Below are 26303 nucleotides of genomic sequence, written 5' to 3'. Positions count from 1 at the left end.
TCATAAGGAGTTTCTAATGACTTATTGTTGTGCGCTACGGTTAAAAGACGGCCTGGTTTTTGTAAGTGATACCCGTACCAATGCCGGAGTTGATCACATCTCGGTATTTCGCAAGCTCTATATCTTTGGTGTGGAAGGAGAACGGTTTTTAACCATCCAGACATCAGGGAATTTAGCCACAACTCAAGCAGTGATTGGTCACTTAAACAACCATCTGGAACTTAAACAGGAACCGAACTTATATAGTGTAAACACTATGTTTGAGATGGCGGAACTGGTGGGGCACACCTTGAAAAAAGTGATTGCCGATGTGGTTGAAGATGCTCACACGCATGAACAAAGTAATTATTATTGCAGCATTTTGTTGGGCGGGCAGATTCAAGGGTCAGAAATGCAACTGTATAATATTTACCCGCAAGGCAATTTTATTTGTGCCACAGAAGATACGCCGTATTTTCAGATTGGTGAAAGTAAATATGGCAAGCCCATACTCGACCGGGCTTTAATTTATGAAATGCCTTTAGATGAAGCCGTACGCTGTTGTTTAATCTCTTTTGATTCTACCTTGCGTTCCAATGTTTCTGTAGGGATGCCACTTGATACGGTCGTGTATAGAAAAGATTCTTTGCATATTCCGAATGGCAAACGAATTTATGAAGAAGATCCCTATTTCTGGAAACTCAGTAAACAGTGGTCAGATACTTTGCGCCGTGGCTTACAGGAATTGCCAATCCCGACTGATGATTATCTAGAGTAATAAGCAGTTGTGAGATTGTAAAAAAACCCAAGCACAAGCTTGGGTTTTTTTATTGGGATTTAAAATATTATTTTCTTATAGGACGTGCACTTAAACGACAGAGTAGCTCATAACCAATGGTGCCATTGGCTTCGGCAACATCATCAACCAGACGGTTTTTACCCCAGAGTTCAACTTCAGTTCCAAGCGGAGCATCCATACCGGTCACATCAATGGCAATCATGTCCATGGCAACGCGGCCAATCACACGGGTCGCTTGACCGTTAATAGATACATAGTTCTGTTTAGGGAAGGCACGAGGGTAGCCATCTCCATAACCAATTGAAACGATAGCGAGGTCCATGTCTTTGTCAGCGGTAAAGGTGGAGCCATAACCGACATGTTCACCTGCCTGAATGTGATTTAGGGCAATAATTTCAGCCGTAAAAGTCATGACTGGTTTAAGTCCTAAATCATGGACGGATTGATCTGCAAATGGTGATGCACCATAAAGCATGATTCCTGGACGGACAAAATCAAAATGCAGTTCAGGCCATTTATAAATGGCAGCCGAATTACAGCAAGAGCCCATCACGGGTGCACAAGCTTGTTTCACTTGCAGGAACTGATTTTTTTGTTGTTCATTTAAAGGATGGTTGGCATCCGCATTGGCAAAGTGCATGGCCAGTACACAAGTAAAACCTTCAGCTTTAAGCGAATTAATTACTTCAATGATTTCGGGTACTTTAAAACCAAGACGGTTCATACCGCTATTCAGCTTGACCCAAACTTTTAATTTTTTGCCAATATAAGCATTTTTATGTGCTCGTAACCAATCAAGTTGCTGATGGTGATGGATTACACATTCAATATTGTTCTCTATCACCACCTGCATTTCATCTTCAGAAAAAATGCCTTCAATGAGGGTAATCGGTTGCTTATAGCCAAGTTCACGAATTTCTAAAGCTTCTTCCAGGCAGGCGACACCAAAAGCATCCGTTTCACCCAAGGCTGCTAAACAGTCTTTGACTCCATGTCCATAAGCATTGGCTTTGACCATACTGACAATTTGAGCAGTCGGTGCAAGTTGTTTGACACGGTTTAAATTATATTGAAGGGCTTCTCTATCAATATAAACTGTTGCTTGGCGCACCCTCGTCACTCCTTGGGATTACAATAAAAAATTACAGCAATTTGTTATATCAAATCGCTTATAAGCTCTACATAAGAATATTATAGATATGCTATTCCTCAGTCTTGAAAATGAGGAACTTAAGCAAAATGGAGAGGGATATTGTAGTCCTATGACTGAAAATAAACACTAAGTTAAAGTGTATTTTTCACCAAATATTAAACAGAAAAAATTTATGTAATACGTAGCAGTGATGAATTAAAGCAATGGTACAAGAAAAATAAATTTAAAAAAACGAGGTCAGCACCTCGTTTTTATATCTTATTCTTCATCATCATATTGAGCGTAGAACTCAGGTGAGAGATTGCTAAAGCGCGTGTATTGACCTTCAAAAGCAAGACGAACCGTACCGATCGGTCCGTTACGCTGCTTGCCGATAATAATCTCGGCAGTACCGGCTTCTTTGGATTCCTTGTTATACACTTCGTCACGGTAAATGAACATGATCAAGTCGGCATCCTGCTCGATCGCACCAGATTCACGTAAGTCGGACATCACCGGACGTTTATTTGGACGGTTTTCCAGTGAGCGGTTCAGCTGAGAAAGTGCAATGACAGGACAGTTCATCTCTTTAGCCAAGGCTTTTAAGCTACGCGAAATTTCTGAAATCTCGCCGACACGGTTGTCACCCATACCGGGTACTTTCATGAGCTGAAGGTAATCGACCATGATGCAGCCAATTTTTCCGCCATGCTGTTTGGCAATACGACGGGCACGGGCACGTAATTCCGTCGGAGGCAGGGCAGAAGAATCATCGATGTACAGATGTTTTTCCTGTAGCTGTAAAATGGTACCGGTGACTTTAGACCATTCATCGCCATCCAGTTTACCGGCACGCAGATGACCCTGGTGGACTTTACCGTAAGCAGAAATCAGACGCATGGCAATCGAATCTGCGGGCATCTCCATAGAGAAAACCAAGGCAGGCAAGTCACAGTTAAACAGCACACTTTCCACCAGGTTCATGGCGAAAGTGGTTTTACCCATAGATGGACGTGCAGCCACAATAATTAAATCACCAGCCTGCATACCTGAAGTTTTATTATCCAGTTCCACGAAACCTGATGTTAAACCGGTAATGTTCCCTTCCATTTGGGAAAGTTCGTTCAACTTGTCAAAAACATCGGCGACTACTGCATTAATTGGTTTTGGGCCTTGGGCTTTGGCATTGTTGTTATGCTGTTCAGCAATCGAGAAGATGTTGGTTTCAGCTAGATCCAGAATTTCACTCACGCTACGACCTTTGGTGTCGTAAGCATTCTGTAAAATTTCAGAGCTGACTTTAATCATGCTGCGTAATGTTGAAAATTCTTTAATTTTATTGGCATAAGTTTCCAGGTTATAAAAGCTGGAAGGAGAGTCTGCCATTAATTGCATTAAGTATTCTTCGCCACCCACAGCTTCAAGCAGGTTCTGTTTGATCAGCCAGTCATTGACCAATACGGCATCATAAGGCGAGTTTTCCTGGGCTAATTTTTCAATGGCACGGAAAATATATTTATGACGTGTGGCATAGAAATCATTTTCACTTAATACATCACCGACTTGCTCAAAAGATTCGGCTACCGTCATCAGCGCGGCAAGAACGGCTTGTTCAATTGCCAAGTTATGCGGAGGGGTACGAAACTCTTTGAGTTGGCCTGACTCATTTGCTTTATTATCTACTTTAACTGAGTTAAGCATAGCGCTGGCATTCGCCTGTGACATATAAAACCCTAATTTTAAATGCAATAAATGAGTAATTTGAAAAAAATGCCGAAGAATAAAAAAGGTATTATCTTCGTATAAACAGATGATACGCGCTCTTAAAAAAAATGCGAATCGAAAATTTCATTTATGTAAGTCATTAAAAATAGTCAAAATAAATGAAGTGGAGGGGGTCTATATCTGCTAATTCAACTATTTTGACTATTTTTAGAGATAAAAAAAGAGCATGCAAAAGCATGCTCTTTTTCTTGCAATAAATTACTCAGATACGATAGTAACGAGAACTTCAGCAATAACATCATGATGCAATTGGATTGCGATGTTGAATTCACCAGTGTGACGAAGCGCACCGTTTGGTAAACGAACTTCTGCACGGTCAACTTCAAGACCTGCATTAGTTAAAGCGTCAGCGATGTCACGAGTACCGATAGAACCGAATAGTTTACCTTCGTCACCAGCTTTAGCAGTGATTACGATGTTAACTTCGTTCAATTGGTCAGCACGTGCTTGAGCAGCAGCTAAAACGTCAGCTTCAGCTTTCTCAAGTTCAGCACGACGAGCTTCAAAAGCAGCAGTGTTAGCTTCAGTAGCTGCAACCGCTTTACCTTGAGGGATAAGGAAGTTACGGCCGTAACCAGCTTTAACTGATACTTTATCGCCTAATTTACCAAGGTTTTTAATGCGTTGTAATAAGATAATATCCACAGCTCAACCTCACTTATGATTGTCAGTGTAAGGGATCAACGCTAAGTAGCGAGCTTGTTTGATAGCAAGCGCCAATTGACGTTGGTAACGAGCTTTAGTACCTGTAATACGGCTAGGAACAATCTTGCCGTTTTCAGTGATGTACTGTTTCAAAGTATCGATATCTTTGTAGTCGATGTACGTAACGTTCTCAGCTGTAAAGCGGCAGAACTTGCGACGACGGTAAAAACGTGCCATGTAATGTTCTCCTTATGCTTCAGCAGAGTCTTGAGCTTGTTGTGCTTCTTCACGTTGAGCTTTACGCGCACGTTTTTCTTCAGCACTCTTAGCAAGTAAAGACTCTTCAGTGATAGCGTGTTCACGACGAATAATAACATTACGAAGGATTGCATCGTTATAACGGAACAATTCTTCTAATTCATTAAGCGTAGCTTGACCACATTCAACGTTCATTAAAATGTAGTGAGCTTTGTGAATTTTGTTAATTGGGTAAGCCAATTGACGACGGCCCCAATCTTCTAAACGGTGAATTTGACCTTCAGCTTCTTTGATGTGAGTTAGGTAACGTTCTACCATACCCACAACTTGATCGCTTTGGTCTGGATGTACCAAAAGTACGATTTCGTAGTGACGCATTGTCAGCTCCTTACGGTTTATACAGCCTTTGCAAATACAAGCAGAGGCAAGGAGTCACAACTAAAGTTGTGTCGCATAAATTGCGAAGCGTGAATTTTAGAGCCTTTGCATGTTAAATACAAGGTTTGGGGAGAGCGAAAAGCAAAAATACTGAAAATAGTGCTGCGCTAAATCTTGCTGAACATGAAATGAAGAATAAAAGGAATTTACTTACTGAAAGTGTGTGAATGAAAATAAGAAGGGCAAACAAAGTATAACGAGAAGGGGGTAAAGTGTATGACATATCTAATTAAAAGATAGAGCAGGACTCTATCTTTTAAAAAAATATGATGGGTAATTGTGGGGCTGTTGAAGTGAAACTAAACAACAGGCTGATGACAGTGATTAATTTGACAGAGAACATAAAATATTGCTTTGCCCATAACTGATCATTTTCAGCTTTAAAGCCTTGAATACTCAAATACACCCAGTACAGACACAAAAGGTTCAGTACGACCACATAAATCCAATTTGTATAACCATAAACAAATAATCCATTCATGGTGATACAGAACAATACAACGTAGATGAGTGACTCGATCTTGGTACGATGAATTGAACGTGCTACAGGTAAAATTGGAATCCCTGCATTTTTGTAATCTTCAAAGCGGTAAATTGCAATTGCCCAAGAGTGAGGCATTTGCCAAAGTGCATACCCAATAAAAATAAGTAAAGCACCCATGTCAAACTGGTTTGCAACAGCGGTATAACCAATTACAGGCGGAGCTGCACCGGAAATACTTCCCACAATGGTTTGATGGATGGTGGTTCGTTTTGTCCATAAGCTGTAAAAACCAACATATACAACAAAACCAATAACAGCAAATAAAAAAGCGTACTCATTGACCCAAAACCACAAAATGCTAAAACCAGCGAATCCAAGTGCCAGGGAATAAACCAAAGCAACAGGAACGGAAACTGATTTTTTAACCATCGCACGATTTTGCGTACGTTGCATCTTTTGGTCGATGTCTTGGTCAATGATGTTATTGACTACACAACCTGATGCCACAACCAGAGTGGTACCGAGAAGGGTAATGAGAAGAAGAAGGAAATCTACAGAACCTTGGGCAGCTACAAAGTAGCCACCCAAAGTGGTAACGAAGTTACCAAAGAGAATTCCTGGTTTAGTCAGGAATAAATACTTTTTCAGCATGACAACCAGTTTAGATCATCATGTTGTAGTGAAGGTAGTTCATGATCCATACAGAACCAACCAAAAGGATGGCAATGGTCAGAATCGTATAAACGAATGCAATAACGTTCCAGCGTTGCTCTGAAGACGAGTTCATGTGCAGGAAATAAATTAACTGTACAAGAATCTGAGCAACTGCAGTAATTGCAATCACGGTAATCAAGATACCGCGGCCAAAACCACCAGCCATCACCATTCCGAAAGGAATGATGGTCAGGATGATAGATAGGATAAAGCCAACTGTATATTGTTTAACGTTACCGTGTGCTGCACCAGCTGAATTGTGATCGTGACTCATTAGAGAACTCCCATCAAGTAAACTACGCTGAACACACAGATCCAAACGATGTCAAGGAAGTGCCAGAACAAGCTTAAGCATGCAAGACGACGAGTGTTTGGAAGAGTCAAACCATATTTCTTGATTTGAACCATTAACACGATCATCCATACCAAACCAGAAGTTACGTGAATACCGTGTGTACCTACCAGCGTAAAGAACGAAGATAAGAATGCACTTGTGCTAGGGCCATGACCTGCATGAACTAAATGATTGAACTCATATAATTCCATGCCGATGAACGAAGCACCAAATACCCAAGTAATTGCAAGCCAAGTCAGAACTTTAGATACGTCTTTCTTGTAGGCAGCAAGAACAGCAAAGCCGAACGTTACAGACGAAATCAAGAGGGCGAAAGTTTCAGTTAATACGAAACTGAGAGATTCACCAAAAAGATCTCGTGCACTTGGAGTACCAACTGGAACGTGACTGCTTAATACAGCAAACGCGATGAAGAGTGTACCGAATAGGATCAAGTCACTCATCAAGTAAGACCAGAAACCAAAGACCGTGATGTCAGTATCATCGTGATGATGATGTTCATCATGTCCGTGGTTATCGTGATGAAGTACTTCAGCCATAGTCTTAGTCCTTCTTCAAGTGTTTTTCAAGTTGTGCATAACGTTCGTTTTCGATGCGTTCAACTTCAGCAGCTGGAACATAGTAATCCACTTTCTTGGTGAAAGAAGACACGATGAAGCTAATGATCGCAGAAACGAATGTAATCGCTACTAACCACCAGATGTGCCAGATTAAAGCAAAGCCCATAACAGTAATGAACATCGCGATAACAAAACCAGCCGCACGGTTGGTTGGCATATGAATGTCTTCATACTTGGTTGGTTTAGTGTATGCAATACCGTTTTCTTTGTCAGTCCAGAAAGTATCAATACCGTTGATCTTTGGAAGATAGGCAAAGTTATAGAACGGCGCTGGAGAAGAAGTAGACCATTCAAGCGTACGGCCATCCCAAATGTCGCCAGTAACGTCCATGTTTTTCTCGCGTTGCAAGAAACCCACCACGATTTGCATAACGAAACATGCAATACCCAGTGCAATAAGAACTGCACCAAACAAAGCAATATTTACATATGGATCCCATTCAGGGTTGTCAAATGTATTCAAACGACGAGTCATACCCATGAAACCAAGGATATAAAGTGGCATGAATGCAAAATAGAAACCGATGAACCAGAACCAGAATGCTGCTTTACCCCAAGCTTCATTTAACTGCCAGCCAAACATTTTTGGCCAGTAGAAGATGATACCTGCGAACATCGCAAACACTACACCACCAATAATTACGTTATGGAAGTGAGCGATCAGGAATAAAGAGTTGTGTACTAGGAAGTCCGCTGGTGGAACTGCCATTAATACGCCTGTTAAACCACCGATACCGAAAGTCACAAGGAAGCCAAGTGTCCAAAGCATTGGTGTTGTATAGGTAATGCGGCCCTTATACATGGTGAATAACCAAGAGAAGATTTTCACACCAGTCGGGATTGCAATAATCATGGTCATGATACCGAAGAACGCGTTAACGTTGGCACCTGCACCCATGGTAAAGAAGTGGTGAACCCAAACAACAAGTGATAAAACACCAATTGCTACGGTAGCGTACACCATTGATTTGTAACCGAACAAAGCTTTGCGGCAGAATACAGCAGTAACTTCCGAGTAAATACCAAAAGCTGGTAATACCAGGATATATACTTCCGGGTGACCCCAAGTCCAGATCAAGTTTACATATAACATTGGGCTACCACCCAAGTCATTTGTAAAGAAGTGGAAGTCAAAGTAACGGTCAAGTGACAACATTGCAATAGTCGCAGTTAATACTGGGAATGTCGCAATGATAAGTACAACAGTAACTAAAGATGTCCAGGTAAAAATAGGCATATCCATAAGGGTCATGCCAGGCGCGCGCATTTTAATGATGGTAACGAAGAAGTTAACACCAGTTAAAAGTGTACCCAAGCCTGAAATCTGCAGTGCCCAAATGTAGTAGTCTACACCTACGCCAGGAGAATATTCGATACCTGATAGAGGAGGATAAGCCATCCAACCTGTTGCAGCGAATTCACCTAAAGCAAGAGAAGCCATTACCAGACCGGCAGCGCCAGCGAATAGCCAGAAGCTTAAAGAGTTTAATAGCGGGAAGGCAACATCACGTGCACCGATTTGAAGTGGTACAGAAATGTTCATCAAACCAACCACAAGACCCATCGCTACGAAGAAGATCATGATTACGCCATGCGCAGTAAAGATCTGATCGTAATGTTCTGGGTGCAAGTAACCTTCACCACCACCTTTTGCAAGGAACTGTTGAAGACGCATCATGATCGCATCGGCAAAACCACGCAGAAGCATGACAATCGACACGATGATATACATGATACCAATTTTTTTATGGTCTACAGATGTGAACCATTCGTTCCACAAATAGCCCCATTTTTTGAAATAGGTGATACCTGCAAACAGTGCAAGACCGCCTAGGACCATCATGGCAACTGTCACCAGCACGATTGGATCGTGAGGGATTGCATCCGGACCTAACTTACCTAAGAAGCTCATGTCTTATTCCTCTACAGAAGCAGTCGCATGTTCAACATTTGCATGAGCTTCAGAAGCAGCAGCTTCATGACCAGCAGCGGCTGAGTGATCAGCACCGTGGTAATTACTCATGTATTTGTTAATCACAGATTCGAACAGTTTAGGTTCTACTGAAGAATAATAAGTCACTGGGTGTGGCTTAGTCGGATAAGGCTTCAACGCTTCAGCAGCAGCCTTCTCTTCAGGAGTTTGCGCTTTCGCAACGATTGCTTCGATTTGGTGCTTAGAGCGGTTACCGTCACGTAAGGTTGCAAATTCAGCTTGATCTAAAACTGTTTTTTGAACAGCTTGAGGATTAATGGTATTACCATTACCCGCTTTAACTGCAGCAACCCATTCAGCAAACTGAGCATCAGTCACAGAGTGTGCACGGAAACGCATTTGCGAGAAACCATAACCTGAATAGTTAGAAGAGAAACCGCGGAAGCCTTCAGCAGGACTGGTTTCATTTGCCAAGAAGTTCAGGTGAGTTTGCATACCCGCCATAGCATAAATCTGACCAGACAATGCAGGGATGAAGAACGAGTTCATTGTGAAGTTAGAAGTTAAACGCAGGCTAACCGGAGTTTTTTCTGGGAAACGAATTTCGTTAACAGTCGCAATGTTTTGTTCTGGATAGATAAAAATCCATTTAAACTGTTCAGCAATAACCTGAACATTTAAAGGTGCTTTATCTGATTCTAGCGGACGGTATGGGTCATACTTGTGGGAACCCCACCAAGTTAACCAAGCTAAAATACCAATAATAATAACAGGAACACCCCAGACTACAATTTCAATTGCAGTAGAGTGTGCCCATGTAGGTTTATAGTCTGCATCTTTATTCGACGCGCGATATTTCCATCCGAACCATAATGCCATAATCGCTGATGGAATAACCACCAATAGCATTAAGTAAATCGCAGTCAACATGAGGTTTGATTGACCTTCAGCAACTGGACCTTTGGAGTTCAGAAGTACTAAATCACCACCACACCCAGTCAAGAGTGCAGCCATCGCAGATAAAGACAATACAGCTAAAATTGTTTGTCTCATTTTACAACCTCGGTGAAGAGTCCCATTCCCTAATTTAATATGGGATAGCGATTAAAGTGTCGCATGATTGGAAATGTTTATTTTTCACTTAGAAAATCCAAGCACAGTAAAGCCTTCCCAATCATGAGGCACCGCTACGTTGTAGGGCATTATGCCTGATATCGACAAACTAAGCTATATGTAAAGTGGCTTTAAATATCTGTTATAAAAACTGATTTTTTTACTCGGAATTAAGCTTTTATTATATGAATTTTATTTTAATATCAATATTCTGCGGAAAAACAGGGATATAAAAACAATCCCTGTCTAATTATATGCTTATTGTTTAACCACTTTGGTTTTGGCTAACTTATCATGTAAGGTCTGGCGCTTTTCACCCAGTGCAAAAACATGATCAATAATTGTAATAAATGGCATAAATAGCAAATTTAAAACGATAAAAATAAAGCTACGTAAAGTGAAAGCACGCATCAGGCTGACTTTTTCACCATTGTCGGCATCTACAATTTTAATTTTGGTCAGTTTTTTACCGATGCTTTGTCCGGATTTTGCCAACATAAATGCCTGTATACCTAGCATAATAATGAGGTAAATAAACATGGTCTGCCAGGCTTCAGAAGGTATAAGGGTAAATAATTCCTGTTGCAATTGCATGGCTTGAGTGGAAGTCTCGGCCGATTGCATTTTTTGCTGAATCTCGGATAACTGGTTAAATTGCTCTGGTTTTAGGAAAAATGACGGAATTGCAGCTGCCGGTAGCCAGAGTAGCAAGTCAATGATTTTTGCCAAAATACGGGTTGGAATTGCAGCCAACTCCTGTCGAGCAGTTGCTTTTTTTTCCACCTGAACTTTACGAATAGCTGAATTCTGTACAGGGCTGGGTTCTGGAAAAGCTGCAGGTGCGATATAGCCTTCAGGTGTATATACAAGTTTACCTTGGGTTAATTCACCTAAAGCCTTCCATTCGGTCATACCTTGATGCCATGCCAAATCTGTTAGCAGCACTTGTTGGCTAGCGAGCATTTGGTTCAACTGCTCTAAGGTGTATGGACCAGCTTGTTGATTATTACGAGCCAAGTAAATTTGCATAAATATTAAATCTCAAAACGTAAATTAGGTTTGTATAGCAAACCCTTAAATTATAGATGAAAAAAAAGACCCAAATGTGGGTCTTTTTTAACATGTTTTATTAGGCTTGTTGAGCTTTTTCTTCTGCAAGGAAGAACCAAGTGTCTAAAACTGAGTCCGGGTTTAAAGAAACAGACTCAATACCTTGTTCCATCAACCATTTAGCCAGGTCAGGGTGATCAGAAGGACCTTGACCACAAATACCTACATATTTTCCTGCTTTACGACATGCATGGATAGCCATAGAAAGAAGGGCTTTAACCGCTGGGTCGCGTTCATCAAACAAGTGAGAAACAATACCAGAGTCACGGTCTAGACCAAGAGTTAACTGAGTCAAGTCGTTAGAACCAATAGAGAAACCATCGAAGTGTTCAAGGAATTGTTCAGCCAACAATGCATTCGTTGGCAATTCGCACATCATGATCACTTTAAGACCATTTTCACCACGTTTAAGACCGTTCAATGCCAACAATTCAATCACACGTTTTGCTTCAGCAACGGTACGTACGAATGGAATCATGATCTGTACATTGGTTAAGCCCATTTCGTCACGAACTTTTTTCAACGCACGGCATTCAAGTTCGAAACAGTCACGGAAGTTGTCAGAAACGTAGCGGCTTGCACCACGGAAACCAAGCATTGGGTTTTCTTCTTCTGGTTCGTATAGCTTACCACCGATCAAGTTTGCATATTCGTTTGACTTAAAGTCAGACATACGCACGATCACTGGTTTGTCAGCGAATGCAGCAGCAAGGGTAGAAATACCTTCAACCAATTTTTCTACATAGAATTCGATAGGAGAAGCGTAACCTGCAGTACGTGCCATTACAGCAGCGCGAGTTTCGCGTGGAAGGCTGTCAATGTTGAGCAATGCTTTAGGATGCACACCAATCATCCGGTTAATGATGAATTCAAGACGTGCCAGACCAATACCTGCGTTTGGAATTTGAGCAAAGTCAAATGCACGGTCAGGGTTACCCACGTTCATCATGACTTTAAATGGAAGCGCAGGCATAGATTCGATAGAGTTACGCTGAACTTCGAAATCTAAAGCACCTTCATAGATAAAGCCTGTATCACCTTCGGCACAAGAAACAGTTACTTCTTGACCATCGGTCAGAACTTCAGTTGCATTACCACAACCTACAATCGCTGGAACACCAAGTTCACGTGCAATGATGGCAGCGTGACAAGTACGGCCACCACGGTTGGTGACAATAGCAGCAGCACGTTTCATCACTGGTTCCCAATCCGGGTCAGTCATGTCAGATACGAGTACGTCACCGTCTTGTACTTTATCCATCTCTTTAATCGAAGTGACGATGCGGACTTTACCAGAACCGATACGTTGACCAATTGAACGGCCTTCACAAACCACAGTACCTTTTTGTTTAAGCAGGTAGCGTTCCATTGTGCCGACATTTTCACGGCTTTTTACGGTTTCTGGACGTGCCTGAACGATATAAAGCTGACCGTCATCACCATCTTTGGCCCATTCGATGTCCATTGGGGCACCGTAATGTTCTTCAATGATCAAGGCTTGTTTTGCAAGTTCTTGCAGCTCATGATCATTTAAGGCAAATTGTTGACGCTCTTGTTTTTCAACGTCGACGACAACGACTGATTTACCTGCTGCACCTTCTTCACCATAAATCATTTTTTGGTGTTTAGAGCCCAGGTTGCGACGCAGGATAGAATGCTTGCCATTTTTAAGAAGTGGTTTAGAAATATAGAATTCGTCAGGGTTAACTGCACCTTGAACGACCATTTCACCCAAGCCATAAGAAGCGGTAATAAATACTGCATCACGGAAACCAGATTCTGTATCCAGTGTGAACATTACACCAGCAGCACCAGTTTCAGAGCGGACCATACGTTGCACGCCAGCCGACAACGCTACGATGTCGTGAGCAAAGTTTTGGTGTACACGGTAAGAAATTGCGCGATCGTTATAAAGTGAAGCAAATACTTCCTTAATGGCTACAAGAACGTTGTCGATGCCACGGATGTTCAGGAAGGTTTCTTGTTGTCCTGCAAATGATGCATCTGGCAAGTCTTCTGCTGTTGCAGATGAACGAACGGCAACCGCGATGTCAGGGTTGCCGTTTGAAAGAGCAGCGAAAGATTCGCGAATTTCCTTTTCAAGTTCTGCTGTAAGCGGAGTTTCGACAATCCATTGACGGATTTTTGCGCCAGTTTCTGCTAGAGCTTTTACGTCATCAACATTAAGCGCTGCAAGCTCGGCGTTGATTTTAGCGTTTAGGCCACTTTGCTCGAGAAATTCACGATACGCAGCAGCTGTGGTTGCAAAACCACCCGGTACTGATACACCAGCATTAGACAAATGGCTGATCATTTCACCCAGTGATGAGTTTTTCCCACCAACGAGTTCAACGTCGTGTTTCCCTAATTTTTCTAGACCAATTACGCGCGCTTCCAAAGTTGTTACTCCACTTATGCAGTATTAATCACTATCTTGGCATGAAATTATAACAAATCGCCCAGCTTTTTGATTTACTCGGCGACACTCATGTAAGATCGGTTTACTATAAAGATTTTACAGCACTTAGACAAATATTTAAGGAGAATTTTAATGTCAGAAGGTAAACAGATTAAGCGCAGTGTGTTTTTTATCTCCGATGGGACTGCAATTACTGCTGAAACCCTGGGACACTCACTGTTAGCACAGTTTCCTCATGTAGATTTTGACATTCATATTATTCCTTATATTTCTTCAGAAGAAGCTGCGATGAATGTGGTAGCTGAAATCAACCAGCGTGCCGATCAAGATGGGCAACAACCTTTGGTGTTTGATACCTTGGTAGACCCGTATGTGCGTGATATTATCAATACCGCAAACGCAGTAAATCTTGATGTTTTTGAAGGTCTTATTGGTAAATTGTCTGAGGTTTTAGGTACTGCGCCTACAACTTTAGTCGGACAAACCCATGCTGTAACCGATTCTGAGTCATATAAAGCACGTATTGATGCAGTGCATTTTGCCCTAGATAACGATGATGGCGCACGCACACGTCATTATGACAAGGCTGATCTGATCCTGATTGGGGTTTCCCGTTCCGGTAAAACACCGACTTCAATTTATCTTTCATTACAGTTTGGAATTCGTGTGGCGAACTATCCGCTGACTGAAGAAGACCTGGATGACAACCGTTTACCTGCGGTGTTAAAAGCACACAAGCATAAGCTATTTGGCTTAATGATTGATGCTGAACGACTTGTAGCGATTCGTAGCGAACGTAAAGCCAATAGCCGTTATGCAAGTTTTAATCAATGCCAAATGGAACTGCGTGCCGTAGAAGGCATTTATATTTCAGAAGGCATTAAATATCTGAATGTTTCTGAAATGTCGATTGAGGAAATTTCAACCCGTGTTTTACAGATGACAGGTTTAAAACGTCGTATTGGCTAATTTAAAAATGGAGTTAAATTCAGATTTAACTCCATTTCTATAATCGAAAATATAGAGCGTAATTATATGAATAAAGTATTAAAAATAAATAAAATAACTCTTGGTTTTGCTTGGTTTAGTCTGATAAATGCGCATGTTTTTGCACAATCTGTGGCTGATTTTGAAACCCAAATGATCAAACAATATGATCAAAGGCGTTTAGCAGACATTTATGAGAGTGAGGGTGTTAATCAGGAGGTGGCTGTAAAAGTAGTCGATTTTATTCAGAGTCATCCACAAAGTTTCCACTATAATTTTAAAAATCTAGCCAGCAAAAACATGATTTCTATACATTATAGCCCTGATCAAAAGCTGAAATTTTATACATTTGATATTTCAGCTGGCGGTACGATGCGGGAATTCGAATCTTATGTGCAATTTAAACAGGGCAATAAAGTTGTTACTCAGGCGGTGAATGATGGAGGATTTATACGATCCATTCAGCAAACTGAGCTGAATAAAGCACCCACTTATTTTATTTCAAGTACCTATATTGGCAGCAGTTGTGTAGGGACCTATGCTATTCAGGCAGCGCAAATTAGAAATTCGAAATATCAAGCTGTCGAGGTATTTAAAATCGGAACGAAAGTACTGAACCATATTGATGTCAGTTATGATTGTCATTATTATCCAGAAAATATCCAGCCTTTTGATATGAATCGGCACTATATTCGTGTTTCCAAAAATCTTAAAAACATCGATATTTTAGTCATTAAGCCATCAGGTGAATTAACTTCTAATTATTTGCGTTATCAAAAGGCTAAACATTATTATCAATATATTGGCATAGTAAAATAAAATGCATAAGAGTGGCTGATATGTCTCTTTTTATGTTGAAACATCAATAGGTAGTAATAATGACATCTACTAAATGTTCAACACCTTCCATGCTTTGTACTGCATTTTCAGTAATTTTTACCACAGGCCAGGTAATCAGCTTACAGTTATCCTGTTGCAGTGCAGTGTAATAATGATCCGATTTGAGAAAAACCTTGTTTCCAGATGCCGAATTGGGCATTAGCTGGCGTTTTAACCAGGTATCTTGAACTTGGGAATCCAGATAGCGAATAGCCAGTAATGATTTGATGCGGGTATTAAATAAACGACGATTCTTGATAATCAAAGGATGCGAAAGTAGTTTGTGAATGCCTTTTTCAGTTTGAGGTAAGATAAAAAGTGGTGTAATTTGAAATACTTGTACAAATTTTGCGGTATTGCAGATGTGTTCCAGATGCATAACTGTCATCTGGTTGCCCCCAACAATAGCCACATTTAAATTAGTGAAATCGAAGTTGTTAATATCTTCAGAAGCGACGATTTTCCCCTGGAATTTCTGGAAAAAATCGGGTGCATTTTGAAAGAATCCATCCAACGGATTCTTTTTCTTGTTGACCATTTTTATATCCTTTTTTATTTTTACTTTTGTTGCATTTTGTTCTGTACTTCATAGGTATATCCAAGATGAAACTTTGGGTAAAGATTTTTCTGGAATCTTGTCAGTCATCGCCATCATGGCATCGGTAGGAATAGAAACCATTTTTAGGTCTGTTGAAGCTATTATGTACACCTCTAAAATCATGGTTTAATGACAAGTGTATGAAAAAGCCGGACAATCTAATTTGCTTAAGTACTTAAAGTGAGATGAGCATTTTTGTTAATTGTCTAGTGTGCTTATTTGTTGAAATAATTTATTTAAATACTTGATATTTATAATTTAGTTGATGTGGTTTCTGGTCAGGTTGTATCCTTAAAATGGATTATTCTTTATAGAGCGATGCCTCGAACATACAAGTTCGTAAATGTTGTCCAGTCTTTTGGTAAAAATAGATCAGATGATCAACTGAATGAGCAGTTGTGATAAAAAAATAGCACCTCAAGCAGGTGCTATTTACGATTTTAAAAGAATTAAGCGTTTTTGATATTCATCAATAATTCAAAGTTTTCAAGACGTTTATCTGTGTCATAGATATCACAGGTAAAGATAAATTCATCGACATTATATTTTTCTAACAGGTTTTCTAAACCAGCTTTAACCGTTTCAGGTGAGCCAATTTGTGCCATGGCATAGAAACTGTCAACCGACATTTTTTCTGCAGGTGACCAGATTTCATCAATATTTTTGATTGGCGGTTTCAACTTGCCACGTTGATTACGGAACATTGAAATAATACGCTGATAGGGTGATGTTGCTAAATATTGCGCTTCTTCATCTGTCTGAGCGATTACCGTTGGAACACCCATTGAAACATAAGGCCGATCCAGGTATTCAGAGGGTTCAAAGTTCTCTCTATATAGCTTGATCGCCTGATCGAGCATTCGCGGTGCAAAATGGGAGGCAAATGAATAGGGTAGACCCAACTTTGCGGCCAGTTGTGCGCTAAACAAACTTGAACCGAGTAACCAGACCGGAACATGGGTGCTTTGACCTGGAGTTGCCACAATACGTTGCTGTGGTAGTGGATCTTTAAAGTATTGCAGAATTTCCAGTACATCTTGTGGGAATTGATCTTCAGTTTCCTGACGGCCACGACGCAGTGCATGCATTGTATTTTGATCCGTACCCGGTGCACGACCAAGACCAAGTTCAATACGGTTTGGATAGAGTGTTGCCAAAGTACCAAATTGCTCTGCAACTATTAAAGGGGCATGGTTCGGTAGCATGATGCCGCCTGAGCCGACTTTTAAAGTTCGAGTATTTGCCAATAAATAGCCTAAGAGAACAGCAGTTGCTGAACTGGCGATGCCGGACATATTGTGATGCTCAGCGAGCCATAAGCGTTTATAACCTAATTTTTCGGCATGTTGAGCCAAAGCAAGTGCATGATGTAATGAAGATTGAATGCTTTTATTTTCACGAACAGGAACTAGGTCCAGAATTGAAAATTGGGTATCTCTTAAAGAACGCATTGGTTTTCTCTAATATCAGGGCTAAGAAAAGCATACGCTGCCCACTTGAACTTGTATATCGTTTTTTTTCGATATATTGGCGATGCCTGTGATTTGGCTTGTAGCAAGCATAAAAAAGCACCCGAAGGTGCTTTAAGCTAATTTGATATTGCGATGAATTAACGTTTACCGTTTTTGTACCAACCTAAATGACGACCATTGTCGTGGCGGTCACTGTAACGATAACTGTTATAACGGCGATCATAGCGATCATCACGACGCTCATCACGATCATAGCGACGGTCATCACGGTCATCGTAGCGACTGTCTTCGCTTACTTTTTTACCCAGTACCGAACCACCAGCAGCACCTAATCCGGCACCGATATAACCGCCATTAGTACCACCCATATTTTTACCTACGGTATAGCCACCAGCACCGCCCAGAGCACTACCGATCACGGCACCAGTACGGTCACGTTTGTTGGAAGCAACACCGGCACCGGCTCCAGCACCAATCGCTGAACCAATCATTGCGCCTGTGGTACCACCCATCTGTTTACCCACGGCGGCACCTACAACACCGCCCAGAGCAGAAGTTAAGGCTGTATTTGTTGTATTGCCTGCATTGGCTGTAGTCATGGTTAAAGCGGATGAAGTCACTACAGCAGCAAGAATGATGGAATTAAATTTCATGGCAAACTCCTTTTGGAAGCTTTTGTTATCTCTTGAGTTAAATGTAATGAAAGATGTAGAAATGATCATGGGTGAGTTGTTTATCATTTGTATTTTTATCTTTCAGATTTATCCATAATTAATAACGGATCATTATGATAAAAAATCAGAAAAGCACCTTCAGGTGCTTTTTTGTTCTGTCCTAGCATCATCTATTAACGATGGCTACGATAATATCTTTTAGAATGTTTTTTGTATTTGCGTTGATCCGCACGACGGTCTTCTGAAACTTTTTTACCCAGTACCGAACCACCTGCAGCACCTAGTGCAGAGCCGATATAGCCACCAGTAGAACCACCGACATTTTTACCTACGGCATAACCACCAACACCGCCTAGACCACCACCGATAGCAGCACCAGTACGATTACGTCGATCTGCAGAAACTGCAGCACCACCAGCACCACCGATAGCAGAGCCAATCATTGCACCGGTATTACCACCCATCTGTTTACCAATTGCAGTACCTGCTACGCTACCTAATGCGGATGTTGCCGCAATACGAGTAGAGTTGTCTGCATGAGCAGTAACAGTAAACATTGATGCAGCCGCCATTGTTGCGCTGAGTAATAATGCATTCAGTTTCATAGTTAACTCCATGTCCAAAATGAACGTTGTAGGTAAGTTATTTCGATGTCGGCAAATGTAACAAAAATTTTTTCCAACAATGTGGAGAGGTTCAACTAGAGTTGTGGCGTTTAGTGTCTGCTTTGTAAAGTTATATTAACAATATTTAAAAGTGCTCATAAAATGCACGTTTATAAGGCAAATATGAATAAAACTGGTATCAATACAGTTCTTATCTTAAAAAAATCCCTTTCTACATGTGGTTTTGTCCCCACAATATCTATGTCATTTAACCCTTAGAATCGTTACACTAGGCACAATTTTTTTGCGCTGATCTATGTCCTATAAGGCATGGGGATAGCCTTTGTATTGAGATATTTAGCAAAATGAAAGAATCGTTACGTTTACGATTAGATCAACTTTCTGACCGTCATGAAGAATTAAACGCATTACTTGCCGACGTTGAAGTGATTTCAGATAATAAACGCTTCCGCCAATTGTCTCGTGAGCATAGTGATTTATCTGAAATTACTGAAGTCTGGACTAAATTCCGTCAGGCAGAAGAAGATATACAAACTGCTGAAGCCATGTTGAGCGATCCTGACTTTAAGGAAATGGCTCAGGAAGAAATAAAAGACAATAAGGCGCTGCTGGAACAACTGGAAGCAGGCTTAAATATTCTGATGATTCCGAAAGATCCAAACGATGCCAACTCGGCTTATTTAGAAATTCGTGCCGGAACCGGCGGCGATGAAGCTGCGATTTTCTCGGGCGATTTATTCCGCATGTATAGCAAATATGCGGAAAATCAAGGTTGGCGCATAGAAATCCTGTCTGAAAATGAAGGCGAGCATGGCGGTTATAAAGAAGTCATCTGCCTGATTAATGGTGAAGGTGTTTACGGTCGCTTAAAATTTGAAAGTGGTGCACACCGCGTACAACGTGTTCCTGCAACTGAATCTCAAGGCCGTGTGCATACTTCAGCATGCACAGTAGCAATTTTGCCTGAAGTGGATGTCGATACTTCGGTAGAGATTAACCCGGCAGATTTGCGTATTGATACTTATCGTGCATCGGGTGCAGGTGGTCAGCACATTAACAAAACCGATTCGGCAGTCCGTATTACTCACATTCCAACCGGTACGGTGGTTGAATGTCAGGATGAACGTTCACAACATAAGAACAAAGCTAAAGCCATGGCACTTTTGGTTTCACGTCTGGAAAATGCCAAACGTGCGGCGGCAGATGCGGCAACTTCGGAAATGCGCCGTGACCTGGTCGGTTCAGGTGACCGTTCGGAACGTATCCGTACTTATAACTATCCGCAAGGTCGTATGACTGATCATCGTATCAACCTGACTTTATATAAGCTGGATGCCGTGATGGAAGGTGACTTGACGGAATTGCTGGATAGTTTGCATCGTGAATATCAGGCAGATCAGTTGGCACTTCTTGCACAGCAGAATGGTGGTTAATGAATATTGCACAGGCTTTGGCCTTACGTGGTGATGCAGAAAGCTATGAACGCCAGGAAAATGCGTGGTTACTTGAGCACATTACCAAAATTGATGCTTTTGATTTGCCATTGAAAAAAACTCTGGAATTAACAGCAGAGCAAGAACAGGCATATCGTAATGGGCTGGCACGTATTGCAGCAGGTGAGCCTCTGGCTTATGTCACAGGGTCACAGCCTTTTTGGACACTGGATTTAAAAGTCACTAAAGACACCTTGGTGCCACGTCCAGATACAGAAGTACTGGTGGAAACGGTACTGAAACTTGATTTGCCTGAAGATGCCCGAATTGTCGATTTAGGCACCGGAACCGGAGCCATTGCCTTATCTCTTGCCAGTGAACGTCCGGATTGGTCTATTACGGCAACCGATATTTATGCACCGACTCTAGAAGTTGCTCAGTTTAATGCTGAAAAGCATGATCTTGAGCATGTGCGTTTTGTTTGTGGTTCCTGGTTTAAACCTCTGGGCCGTGAATTCTTTGATGTCATTGTTTCCAATCCGCCGTATATCGATGCAGATGATATCCATATGCAGGATTTGGCGACTGAACCAGAGCGGGCTTTGGTGGCAGACAAACATGGACTTGCTGACCTTGAGCAAATTATCCAGCAGGGCAAAAAGCATTTAACCGTCAATGGCTGGGTGGTGTTGGAACATGGTTATGATCAGGGGGATGCTGTACGGCATATCTTTACTCAAGCCGGTTATAAGCAAGTGCGTACGGTAAAAGATTATGGTGGTAATGACCGTGTCACTTTGGGGCAATGGCCACATTAATAGTTAAAATAAGATAAAAATAAAGCGCATCATGCGCTTTATTTTTTGACTACATCCCGCCAGCGTAACAGCCAGTTTTCAGCAATTTTCATTAAGCTATCCGTCATTTTGCCTAAAATGGCCAATAAGATAATCGCAATAATGACAATGTCAGGTCGAGAGGTTTCCCGTCCATCACTAAGCAAATAACCAATCCCTTGAGTGGCCGCGATCAGTTCAGCCGCGATCATAAACATCCAGGACAAGCTCAGGCTGTTGCGTAAACCGGTTAAAATACCCGGGGATGCTGCCGGAAGTACAATTTCCTTGATCTGTTGCACGTATTTCAGACGGTAGACTTGCGCCACTTCAATCAGCTTGCGGTCTACGCCCTGAATCGCGGCAACGGTATTGGTATAGGTCGGGAAAAATGCGCCGATGGCAATCAGGGTGATTTTGGATGCTTCATCGATGCCTAACCACAGCAGTAACAGGGGAATCCATGCCAGACTTGGAATCGACTTAATCGCTGAAAAAGAAGGTTCTAAAAATTCTTCAGCTTGCTTGTTTAAACCGACCAAGATGGCGAAAACCAGCGCAAGTCCGCTACCAATAAAGAAGCCTAGAAATACCCGCCAGGTACTGGTCCAGATATGTAGCCACAAATCACCTGTAGACAGTTCTAATAACGATTGCCATAAACTGCTGGGTGCGGGGAGCAGGTAGGGTGCTATAAAACCGTTTCTAACCAAAAATTCACACAGGATCAACGCAAGAACAGGGATGACCAGCCCCTTCAGCTTGCTTAATAATTTAAGCAAGCCAGGCGCTGGGATGCTATCCACTTTAGGTTGAACCGGTGCCTTATTCGTTGTTACAGACGAACTCATTATTTATTTACAACCTTGTTTGCATATTTCGCATCAAACAGTTGATCAATCACCTGATTGACATTAGTTCCTTTACGAACTAAATCCTCTTCGGTCAAAATGGTTCCTGATTTTTTCAATGCATTGAGATGTTTTACAGTCGGGATGTTTTGCTCAAAATTAGTACGGCTGAGTTGCAGTTTGGCCACAGCAATAGGCAATTTCGATTCACGTGCCAGCAATTCGGCCAGTTTTGCTGGATTGGCTTTGGCCCATTTACGTGCCTGTTCATAAGCTTTAATCACCGCTTCGATGGCTTCCGGGCTTTGGCTGGCAAATTGCTCCCTGGTACTTAATACACTGTAACTATTAAAACCGACATTTCGATACAGCAGTTTTGCACCTGACTGGACTTGTGCAGAGGCCATTAGCGGATCTAGACCGGCCCAGGCATCGACTTGTCCACGTTCCAGTGCCGTTTTACCATCTGGATGTTGCAAGTGTACAAGCTGAACATCCTTTTTATTCAAGCCTGCTGTTTCCAGTGCCTGTAAGGTAAATAGGAACGGGTCTGTACCTTTGGTGGCGGCAATTTTTTTACCTTTTAAGTCTTTGATGCTTTTAATGGGAGAATTTTTTGCAACCAATAAGGCGGTCCATTCAGGCTGACTCTGGATGTAAACTGTTTTAATCGGACTGCCATTGGCACGGCTGAGTACGGCTGCCAAACCGGCGGTTGAGGAAAAATCTACACTGCCACTATTTAAATATTCGAGTGAACGGTTACTCCCTTGACTAAACACCCATTTAATCTGGGTTTTAGGTAAAGCTTTTTCCAAAAGTTTTTGTTCCTTCACCACCAAACTGGTCGGAGCATAATAGGCATAATCCAGCTTTAGCGTATCAGGTAGGGCTGCCATGCTATATTGACTGACCAAGCCGAATGTGATCGCTGTGAGTATTTTCGTTTTGAAACCAGAATTTTGCATATAAGTCCCGATAGAATGATTTGAATGAGATGCGGCAAATACTGCCAGTAACTCAAGGGATAAGACAAAAGAGTAATTTTTATAAAATTATCTTAATTCTGGATATATTAAATTTTTTGAAATAAGTTTTTGAATTTTAATGAATTTATTTTATTTGTTTAAATATTTTGCACTTTATATCAAAAAGTTACATCAGTATGAATAAAAGTAAAATATGAAACAATTAAAAAAAATGAGATTTTGTAATTTTAATGTCATTGCTATGTAATTACATTAATGGTTGCATTTAGCGATTGCTGAAAACGATGACTTAAAGAAAATAGTCAAAACTATGTTTTTAAATGGTAATGCAACCTGCTAACAGGATTTGATGAGTAATTCAGATCTGTCTGGTGTAGCATAAGAGAGGTAAGTAGAAAGAATACGTGGTCAGATCTACTATTGGGGCGTGATATAAAATCAAACAAATTAAATTGATTTAAAAAAAGCGACTCGCTGGGGTCGCTTTTTTTAATAGGTTTTAGATTTATATTAGAAAATCTTGTAAACCATCAGATATGTCCAAGTGTGCAAGCGCATCGGTTTCAAGCGCTAAACAAAGCGCCACAATTTTTGCAGTATCTGCAAGATATTGCTCATCTTTTAAAGCTGCGCCAGTTTGTAAAGCTTGAATACGATCAGCACTGATATCCAGTGCCTGAGCTGATTCAATGGCATCTGCACGATTGAAGAAATTGACCACCACATTTTGAAGTGCAGAATCAGCAGTATTTAAAATACCTTGATTGAATAACTCATCAAATTGACTGGTGTGAGAATGGAGAGAATGAGTAAAATTTTGCACCAAGCTTTGCTCTAGTACATCAATCATTTTAAGCATGTCAGAACCTTTAATATAAGGTGATTTAACAGGGAGATTACAGCAGGGGTGACATAAAGATATGCCTTTAAATTGGTTGAAAATCAACCTATTTTTTCACTTTTTGCAAATAAATTCCGACGAAAAATGCATCATTTTTTAAGTTAATGAAAAGCAAAGATTTATTAAATTTTTAGAAAAGCATCTATATTCTTATGGCTTATATTGAATTTATTACTCCTTATTTTGCCGATAAGCCCCGGGACTGACGCCGGTCCATTTTTTGAAAGCACGATGGAATGCACTCGGATCGTGAAAGCTGAGTTCATCACTAATTTGTTGCAAAGTTTTCTCTGTTTTGGTCAGAAATTCAATGGCGGTATCACGCCGGATATCATTTTTAAGTTGTTGATAGCTGACCCCTTCGCTTTTTAAACGTCTTTGCATGGTGGCATCCGAAATATTTAAGCGCTGGGCAATTGCATTCAGTTCTAACCATTCCGCAGGTGGAACATTCATTAAATGTTTACGGATTTGAGAACTAATGGCATGTGGATTTTTAAAGCGCACCAGCAGGTTATGCGGTGTCTGTCTAATAAACTGATGCCATGACTGTTTGTCCTGTTTGATCTGAATATTTAAATAATTGGCATCGAACTGGATATAGTTTTCATCGCTATTGTATTGAATATTTTCACAAAAACGGACTTTATAGTCCTGATCATCCAGTGGGGCATCACATTTGAGCTGAATCTGGTTCAGTAAGACCCGTTGTCCACTTAACCAGCACATCAAAGCATGAATCAGCATTAAATAGGTGGCATAGCTGAACATTCTTTTGGTGTGTTTCTGTTCATAAATCACAATATAGGCATAGTTTTCCTGCACAGATAATTGACTGATAAAATCATCCAGTACCAGATTTAAAAACTGCAAAATTTGCTGTAGGGCTTTTCCCAGAGTTTCGGCATGCATGACCGATTGTGATAACAGTTTAAAACTGCCGCGCCGCATTGGGTGGCTGTCCATCCCAAAAAACTCGTCATTCATGACATCTGCCAGTTCGGTCCAGAGCTGGGCATATTGTGAAACTGAAACGCGAGCCTTACTGGAATGCAGCAGCTCAACAGGAATACCGGATTTGAGCAAGATATTTTGAGTGTTCAATCTCTGATGCTGGGCAGATAAAAGTGCTTCATGCACCAGACTGATCGAGATCGTGCCTTTACTGTAATTTAAGTTTTGTTCATTCATGTACAGATATCCGTATTCCGTATTTTTACTACCGTGACCTGGATTGTCCAAATCCATCATAAAAGATGCAAGGTTTGGAAATTGTACTCTAGCTGAACTGCCTTTACTCTGCATCTTAAGTCGAGTGTTTATTCAAATAATTAACAGGAACAAAAAATGAAAATTCAAGGAAAAGTATTTGTCGTGACAGGCGGTGCATCGGGTTTGGGTGCAGCCACAGCCACTTATCTGGTGGGTCAGGGCGCTCAGGTGATTATGGTGGATATGAACCAGGAGCTGGGTCAGGAAATGCAGCAGCGCTTGGGTGAGCATGCAGTTTTTCTCAAACTGGATGTGACCGATGAGCATGCAGTCAAAGTTTTCTTTGAAAATATTGAACAGCAGTATGGTCAGTTAAATGGTTTGGTGAACTGTGCCGGGATTGCACCGTCTGCCAAAGTGTTGGGTCGTGATGGCATTCATGATCTGGGTCTGTTCCAGAAAGTATTGAATATCAATGTCAGTGGTACTTTTAACATGATCCGTTTTGCGGCAAGTTTGATGGCGAAGTATCCATTGCAGCCAGGTGAAGAAGAGCGTGGTGTGATTGTCAATACTGCTTCAGTGGCTGCATTTGAAGGACAACTTGGGCAAGCGGCTTATGCTGCTTCTAAAGGTGCTGTGGTGTCCATGACTTTACCTCTGGCGCGTGAACTGGCGCGTGAGGCGATTCGGGTGATGACGATTGCACCAGGCATTATGGAAACACCAATGCTGAAAGCCATGCCGCAGAATGTGCAGGAGGCTTTGGGGCAAATGGTGCCGTTTCCACCACGTTTGGCTAAACCGGAAGAGTTTGCACATCTGGTTGGGCATATTTTTGAAAATACCTATTTAAATGGCGAAGTGATTCGTCTGGATGGCGCGATTCGTATGCAGCCTAAATAATTATTGATAATGGCGGCGGCATGACGGAGTCTTTTCAATATGTATAAAACTCTGTTTAACCTTCGGTTCGACCTACTTTTCTTTCGGGAAACTGAAGATACCTCCTTGTATCTCAGTTTTACAGGCGACATCCATGTCGCCGTCATGTACTCCAG

Annotated in this window: 26 protein-coding genes; 6 read left to right on the top strand and 20 right to left on the bottom strand. The window is 41.3% G+C overall.

Annotated elements, in window-relative coordinates; all coding sequences use genetic code 11:
* Window positions 1–16: 16 nt before the first annotated feature.
* Complete coding sequence (locus tag JFY49_RS08965; protein WP_086197263.1) at window positions 17–757, top strand: proteasome-type protease; 741 nt, start codon at window positions 17–19, stop codon at window positions 755–757.
* 67 nt (window positions 758–824) lie between these two features.
* Here JFY49_RS08965 and alr read toward each other — a convergent pair whose 3' ends face one another.
* From alr to ppsA, 12 genes are all read right to left on the bottom strand, one after another.
* Window positions 825–1889 carry an alanine racemase gene (gene alr, locus JFY49_RS08960; protein ID WP_200222625.1) on the bottom strand — a complete coding sequence of 355 codons (1065 nt, stop codon included), beginning with the start codon at window positions 1887–1889 and terminating at the stop codon, window positions 825–827.
* 300 nt (window positions 1890–2189) lie between these two features.
* Window positions 2190–3635: a replicative DNA helicase gene (gene dnaB / locus JFY49_RS08955; protein WP_086197265.1), complete on the bottom strand. Its 1446-nt coding sequence runs from the start codon at window positions 3633–3635 to the stop codon at window positions 2190–2192.
* Between the two features lie 258 nt (window positions 3636–3893).
* Window positions 3894–4340 (bottom strand): 50S ribosomal protein L9, encoded by a 447-nt coding sequence (gene rplI, locus JFY49_RS08950; RefSeq protein ID WP_086197266.1) that lies wholly within the window; start codon window positions 4338–4340, stop codon window positions 3894–3896.
* Between the two features lie 9 nt (window positions 4341–4349).
* Complete coding sequence (gene rpsR / locus JFY49_RS08945) at window positions 4350–4577, bottom strand: 30S ribosomal protein S18 (protein WP_004719336.1); 228 nt, start codon at window positions 4575–4577, stop codon at window positions 4350–4352.
* Window positions 4578–4589: 12 nt separating this feature from the next.
* Window positions 4590–4976, bottom strand: a complete 387-nt coding sequence (gene rpsF, locus JFY49_RS08940; protein ID WP_086197267.1) for a 30S ribosomal protein S6 — start codon at window positions 4974–4976, stop codon at window positions 4590–4592.
* Window positions 4977–5292: 316 nt separating this feature from the next.
* The gene (gene cyoE / locus JFY49_RS08935) at window positions 5293–6171 is read right to left on the bottom strand and encodes a heme o synthase (RefSeq protein WP_200222624.1); all 879 of its coding nucleotides are present in this window, start codon (window positions 6169–6171) and stop codon (window positions 5293–5295) included.
* A 10-nt stretch (window positions 6172–6181) separates the two neighbouring features.
* Window positions 6182–6508, bottom strand: coding sequence for a cytochrome o ubiquinol oxidase subunit IV (locus JFY49_RS08930; protein ID WP_086197269.1), 327 nt, complete (start codon window positions 6506–6508; stop codon window positions 6182–6184).
* On the bottom strand, window positions 6508–7128 hold the full coding sequence (gene cyoC, locus JFY49_RS08925; protein WP_086197270.1) for a cytochrome o ubiquinol oxidase subunit III: 621 nt from the start codon (window positions 7126–7128) through the stop codon (window positions 6508–6510). The genes JFY49_RS08930 and cyoC overlap by 1 nt, the downstream gene beginning before the upstream one ends.
* 4 nt (window positions 7129–7132) lie before the next feature.
* A complete protein-coding gene (cyoB, locus tag JFY49_RS08920) occupies window positions 7133–9121 on the bottom strand; it encodes a cytochrome o ubiquinol oxidase subunit I (RefSeq protein WP_200222623.1) in 1989 nt (662 codons plus the stop codon).
* A 3-nt stretch (window positions 9122–9124) separates the two neighbouring features.
* A complete protein-coding gene (cyoA, locus tag JFY49_RS08915) occupies window positions 9125–10195 on the bottom strand; it encodes a ubiquinol oxidase subunit II (protein ID WP_086197272.1) in 1071 nt (356 codons plus the stop codon).
* Window positions 10196–10513: 318 nt separating this feature from the next.
* A complete protein-coding gene (locus JFY49_RS08910; protein WP_131274772.1) occupies window positions 10514–11284 on the bottom strand; it encodes an RDD family protein in 771 nt (256 codons plus the stop codon).
* A gap of 100 nt (window positions 11285–11384) precedes the next feature.
* The gene (gene ppsA / locus JFY49_RS08905; RefSeq protein ID WP_180174572.1) at window positions 11385–13763 is read right to left on the bottom strand and encodes a phosphoenolpyruvate synthase; all 2379 of its coding nucleotides are present in this window, start codon (window positions 13761–13763) and stop codon (window positions 11385–11387) included.
* A gap of 153 nt (window positions 13764–13916) precedes the next feature.
* Between ppsA and JFY49_RS08900 the strand changes: the two genes are divergently transcribed.
* Both JFY49_RS08900 and JFY49_RS08895 read left to right on the top strand, forming a co-directional pair.
* Window positions 13917–14753 (top strand): pyruvate, water dikinase regulatory protein, encoded by an 837-nt coding sequence (locus tag JFY49_RS08900; protein ID WP_086197275.1) that lies wholly within the window; start codon window positions 13917–13919, stop codon window positions 14751–14753.
* 66 nt (window positions 14754–14819) lie between these two features.
* Window positions 14820–15590 carry a hypothetical protein gene (locus tag JFY49_RS08895; RefSeq protein WP_180174573.1) on the top strand — a complete coding sequence of 257 codons (771 nt, stop codon included), beginning with the start codon at window positions 14820–14822 and terminating at the stop codon, window positions 15588–15590.
* 43 nt (window positions 15591–15633) lie between these two features.
* On the opposite strand, the gene JFY49_RS08890 is transcribed toward JFY49_RS08895, so the two are convergent.
* The 4 genes from JFY49_RS08890 to JFY49_RS08875 form a co-directional block, all read right to left on the bottom strand.
* Entirely contained in the window at window positions 15634–16188 is a 555-nt protein-coding gene (locus JFY49_RS08890; protein WP_180174574.1) for a flavoprotein, read from the bottom strand.
* A gap of 509 nt (window positions 16189–16697) precedes the next feature.
* Window positions 16698–17699, bottom strand: a complete 1002-nt coding sequence (locus JFY49_RS08885) for an LLM class flavin-dependent oxidoreductase (RefSeq protein WP_200222622.1) — start codon at window positions 17697–17699, stop codon at window positions 16698–16700.
* A 158-nt stretch (window positions 17700–17857) separates the two neighbouring features.
* The gene (locus JFY49_RS08880) at window positions 17858–18373 is read right to left on the bottom strand and encodes a glycine zipper domain-containing protein (protein ID WP_200222621.1); all 516 of its coding nucleotides are present in this window, start codon (window positions 18371–18373) and stop codon (window positions 17858–17860) included.
* Between the two features lie 194 nt (window positions 18374–18567).
* Window positions 18568–18999: a hypothetical protein gene (locus tag JFY49_RS08875; protein WP_086197280.1), complete on the bottom strand. Its 432-nt coding sequence runs from the start codon at window positions 18997–18999 to the stop codon at window positions 18568–18570.
* Between the two features lie 365 nt (window positions 19000–19364).
* On the opposite strand from JFY49_RS08875, the gene prfA reads away from it, so the two are divergent.
* Both prfA and prmC read left to right on the top strand, forming a co-directional pair.
* Complete coding sequence (prfA, locus tag JFY49_RS08870) at window positions 19365–20453, top strand: peptide chain release factor 1 (RefSeq protein WP_200222620.1); 1089 nt, start codon at window positions 19365–19367, stop codon at window positions 20451–20453.
* Entirely contained in the window at window positions 20453–21271 is an 819-nt protein-coding gene (prmC, locus tag JFY49_RS08865; RefSeq protein ID WP_200222619.1) for a peptide chain release factor N(5)-glutamine methyltransferase, read from the top strand. Before prfA ends, prmC begins: the two co-directional genes overlap by 1 nt.
* Before the next feature lie 38 nt (window positions 21272–21309).
* On the opposite strand, the gene JFY49_RS08860 is transcribed toward prmC, so the two are convergent.
* The 4 genes from JFY49_RS08860 to JFY49_RS08845 all read right to left on the bottom strand — a co-directional run bounded on the left by JFY49_RS08860 (window position 21310) and on the right by JFY49_RS08845 (window position 25221).
* Entirely contained in the window at window positions 21310–22140 is an 831-nt protein-coding gene (locus JFY49_RS08860; RefSeq protein WP_200222618.1) for an ABC transporter permease, read from the bottom strand.
* Window positions 22140–23108, bottom strand: coding sequence for an aliphatic sulfonate ABC transporter substrate-binding protein (locus JFY49_RS08855; protein ID WP_200222617.1), 969 nt, complete (start codon window positions 23106–23108; stop codon window positions 22140–22142). Before JFY49_RS08855 ends, JFY49_RS08860 begins: the two co-directional genes overlap by 1 nt.
* 526 nt (window positions 23109–23634) lie before the next feature.
* Complete coding sequence (locus tag JFY49_RS08850) at window positions 23635–23988, bottom strand: hypothetical protein (protein WP_200222616.1); 354 nt, start codon at window positions 23986–23988, stop codon at window positions 23635–23637.
* A gap of 213 nt (window positions 23989–24201) precedes the next feature.
* Window positions 24202–25221 carry an AraC family transcriptional regulator gene (locus JFY49_RS08845; RefSeq protein ID WP_200222615.1) on the bottom strand — a complete coding sequence of 340 codons (1020 nt, stop codon included), beginning with the start codon at window positions 25219–25221 and terminating at the stop codon, window positions 24202–24204.
* A 156-nt stretch (window positions 25222–25377) separates the two neighbouring features.
* Here JFY49_RS08845 and JFY49_RS08840 point away from each other — a divergent pair, with 156 nt between their 5' ends.
* Entirely contained in the window at window positions 25378–26148 is a 771-nt protein-coding gene (locus JFY49_RS08840; RefSeq protein WP_200222614.1) for a 3-hydroxyacyl-CoA dehydrogenase, read from the top strand.
* Window positions 26149–26303 lie beyond the last annotated feature (155 nt).

This window comes from Acinetobacter sp. CS-2 (assembly GCF_016599715.1).
GTDB lineage: Bacteria > Pseudomonadota > Gammaproteobacteria > Pseudomonadales > Moraxellaceae > Acinetobacter.
The sequence above is the reverse complement of the archived record's forward strand: the minus strand, read 5'-3'. Positions and strand labels throughout refer to the sequence as shown.